Source organism: Bradyrhizobium sp., from assembly GCF_049798375.1.
Classification (GTDB): domain Bacteria; phylum Pseudomonadota; class Alphaproteobacteria; order Rhizobiales; family Xanthobacteraceae; genus Bradyrhizobium.
This window is the reverse complement of record NZ_JBARGP010000179.1, coordinates 1-3,556: the sequence shown is the minus strand read 5'-3', so window position 1 is coordinate 3,556 and position 3,556 is coordinate 1. Positions and strand designations below refer to the sequence as shown.

Below are 3,556 nucleotides of genomic sequence, written 5' to 3'. Positions count from 1 at the left end.
AGCCGGGGGTCTGGAAAGCAAGGACGTTCATTTCACGACTTCCTTTTCCATCCACTTCAGATTGTACCAGCGGTCCTCGTTCTTGAGGGCGCCTTGCGAGTACATCCCGATGATTTCCTTGATCGCGTCTTCCACCGTCTTCTTCGGCCGGAAGCCGGTCGCGAGCAGCCGGTCCGAATTGACGCGGTAGCTGCGCGGATCGTTCGACGGCGTCACCACGATCTCCGCCTTGACGTGCTTGGCGACCAGGTTGGCGATGTCGAGGATCGAGATATTCTCGAAGCCGGCATTGAAGATGCCGGTGTGCTCGGGATGATCGAGCAGGAACAGATAGAGGTCGGTGATGTCGTCGATGTGAATGTTGGGGCGGGTCTGGTCGCCGCCGAATACGGTGATGCGGCCGTTCATCAGCGCCTGCATCGTCAGCATGTTGACGGAGACATCGAGGCGCTGTCTCGGCGAGTAGCCGCAGACGGTGGCCGGACGCACGATCTGCACCACCATGTCATCCTTGTAGGACAGCACGATGCGCTCGCCGCACATCTTGGTCTTGTTGTATTCGGAGATCGGCAGCAGCTCGAGGTCCTCGGTGACCTGCTCCTCGTCCTTCACGCCGTACACGCTGCCGGACGACGCGTAGATGAAACGCTTGATGCCATGGCGATAGGCGCGGTCGGCGAGCTGCATGGTGGCGAGGCAGGAGATTTCCCAGGTCAGCTTCGGATCGAGATCGCCGCAGGGATCATTGGCGACGCTGGACAGATGGATGATCGCATCGACGCCGGTGAGGTCGATCTCATCGGGATTGCGGACATCGCCCTGGACCACCGTGAGGTCCGGATGCGGCTCCAGGAAATTGCCGAACCACTGGATGTCGAAGGCGACAACCTCATGGCCGGCCTTGAGCAGCTTGGGAACGAGAACGCTGCCCTTGTATCCGCACGCTCCGGTCACGAAAATCTTCATCTGCGATGTCCCCACTCGCCTGTCACCCGTTCGATGTTTCGTCGGGCGCATCTGCCGAAAGGCAGGAAAACAATATGAGTCTCAGCGACGACAGTCGCCTTTCAAGCGCCCCCGTCGCGGCGCGGCTTGTGCTTAAACTCAGAATGCGCCCGGCGCAAGCTTTCCGGGTTACCGATATCCCGGTGATAACCGCTGGTTTCCACGCATAAAATCCGTCCCAAATAGTTCGGGATGATCTCCGTGGAGAGATCGACCACGCGCTTTCCGAGCCGGGCGATGTCGTCGATCACCTCGGGCTCGAAGATGTAGACGGCGCCATTGGCGAGGTTCCCGGGCGGGTTCGCAACCTTCTCGTGGAAGGCAAGCACCCGGTGCTCGGAGTCCAGCTCCAGAATACCGCAGGAACGGGGATCGTCGGTCCTGAACGCCAGCATGGTCATGATGCAGCCGTCAGGTCGGCGGTTGTGAGCCGCGATCAGGCCGGCGACATCGAAATCAGTGAGATTGTCGGCATGAGCCACCAGGAACGGCTGGCCGCCGAACCACGCGCGGTTCGCCAGCACCGTGCCGCCTGTTCCCAGCAGATCATCCTCGTGAACGAGATCGATGCGCGATCGCCAAGGCGATTTTTCCACATGCGCGCGCACCTGTTCGGCGAGCCAATGGGTGTTGAGCAGCGCGCGCTCGACGCCGCCGTCGAACACGAGATCGAGCCAGTAGTCCAGCAGTGGCCGATCATGCACAGTAACCAGGCATTTCGGCGTGGTATTGGTCAGCGGGCGCAGCCGGCTGCCGATGCCGGCCGCGAGCAGGAGGGCGCGCATCAGAACATCCCTTACTCTTGGCTGAAGCCGGCCTCGTCGATTTCGCGGACCAGTTCCGCCGTCGTCAGCGGCAGATTGCCGACCCGGGACACCTGCAAGGCTGCCGCCAGCGAGCCGAGATAGGAGGCCTGCCAGATGTCCGCGCCGGCCCGCAAGGCCATCGAGGTTGCCATGAAGAGGCTGTCGCCGGCGCCCGAGACATCCTTCGGCGACGGATTGAAGGCGGGCAGGCGGTCGGAGCTGAACGTGCCTACGCCCGTCATCGTGTTGATCAGGGCGCCTTCGGCACCGAGCGTGATCACGAGATGCTTGGCGCGGGCTCGCTCCACCAGCCGTTCGCTGACGACGGCAAGGCCAGAGATGAAATCGTTGAGCGCGACGCGCGCCTCGCGCTCGGTCGGCGTCAGCATCGTCATGCCCTTGAAGCGGGAGACATCGCCGGTCTGCGAAGAGACCTGGCTGTCGGCCGCCATCATCACGCCCTTGGCCTTGGCGCGTTCAGTGATCGCATCGACCAGATCCTGCGGCAGGCAGCCATAATTGAAGCAGGAGAACAGCAGCAGGTCGCACGTCTTCAGCGCGTTCTCGACGGAGGCCAGCATCTGCTTCTGGATGTCCGCATCGGCAGGATGCTGCCGCAAATGATTGACGCGGAGCAGCGTTTTGTTGAGCGCACGGAAGCGCTGCTTGCGCGTGGTCGGCCGGGTCTGGTCGCTGAACGGGCGGAAATTCACGCCATGCTGTTCGAGTGTGGAGCGTGCAAAGCGCGAGGCTTCGTCATCGCCGACCAAAGTGAAGAAGCTGACATCGGCGCCGAGGCCGTGCGCGTGAGCGGCCACCGCGCCGGCGCCGCCGACGAAGGTGCGCGTCATCAGCGGCGTCACCACGATGGTCGGATCTTCCTGCGACATGCCGACGGCATCGCAGGTGACATATTCGTCGACGATGAGGTCGCCGATCACGGCCACCCGCATGCCGGCGAGCTTGCCGAGCAGGCCCTTGAGCTGCGATATGTCGAAGCCGTGCCGCTTCGGAAATTCCTGCGGCTTGCGGACCGTGGAGATATCCACATTGGCGTCGCGCTCCAGCAGCGACAGCGAGGCGAAGCGCAATTCGCCGGACGAGAACAACAGCCGGCCGCCATAGGCGTCGACGGCCTCCTGCTCGGGATTGATGCGATCCTCGAATTCCTTACCTTTGACCACGATGGTGGGCTGCAGACGGGAGATGAATGCGGTCGCGGAATCTTCCAAGCGCACGGCATGGTGCACAAAGGCGATCGAGCGTACGTTCTCCAGCCGCATATCCTGGGCGAGCGTCACGCCGGGAGTGGTGTCTGGATTGACGCCGACCACCAGAATATCGGCCTGTTCAGCGGCGAACTTCAGCAGCCGGAGATGTCCGGGGTGCACGACATTGAAATTGCCCGACACGAACGCGACGGTCTGCTCCGGCTCGCATGCAGCACGGATCTCGCGGCAAACCCGGTCCGCCTCCGACATATCACTCAAGTGGTCCAAGAAATCAGCCTCCGGCTCACTCTTTCCCCGACGCATCATAGCCGACAGGCGCGCCATTCGTCCCGTCGAATCACCGATGGGAGAACGGGACCGATAACCCAAACGGGAGTTCGATAGAAGCACGTCGGCGGCCCACTATTCATCCCCCTCGTGGAGCCGCGCTCGTCTCGAAAGTCAAGCAGTTTCGCTCGCTCGGATTGCGTCGGTGGTTCCAGTTGCCCATCTGCAACCAATGAGCTGCTGGAT

At 62.2% G+C, this 3,556-nt stretch carries 3 protein-coding genes; all 3 read right to left on the bottom strand.

The genetic code is table 11. From position 1 onward, the window contains the following. Window positions 1-27: 27 nt before the first annotated feature. Window positions 28-966, bottom strand: coding sequence for an NAD-dependent epimerase/dehydratase family protein (locus WA702_RS07510; RefSeq protein ID WP_425109898.1), 939 nt, complete (start codon window positions 964-966; stop codon window positions 28-30). Between the two features lie 101 nt (window positions 967-1,067). Further along, window positions 1,068-1,790, bottom strand: a complete 723-nt coding sequence (locus WA702_RS07505) for a nucleotidyltransferase family protein (protein WP_425109897.1) — start codon at window positions 1,788-1,790, stop codon at window positions 1,068-1,070. Window positions 1,791-1,801: 11 nt separating this feature from the next. Beyond that, entirely contained in the window at window positions 1,802-3,292 is a 1,491-nt protein-coding gene (locus WA702_RS07500; protein WP_425109899.1) for a PfkB family carbohydrate kinase, read from the bottom strand. Window positions 3,293-3,556 lie beyond the last annotated feature (264 nt).

What these genes read in the sequence shown, in the direction of transcription:
- WA702_RS07510 (WP_425109898.1), bottom strand. Translation starts at nt 966, where the DNA reads ATGAAGATTTTCGTGACCGGAGCGTGCGGATACAAGGGCAGCGTTCTC.
- WA702_RS07500 (WP_425109899.1), bottom strand. Translation starts at nt 3,292, where the DNA reads ATGTCGGAGGCGGACCGGGTTTGCCGCGAGATCCGTGCTGCATGCGAG.
- WA702_RS07505 (WP_425109897.1), bottom strand. Translation starts at nt 1,790, where the DNA reads ATGCGCGCCCTCCTGCTCGCGGCCGGCATCGGCAGCCGGCTGCGCCCG.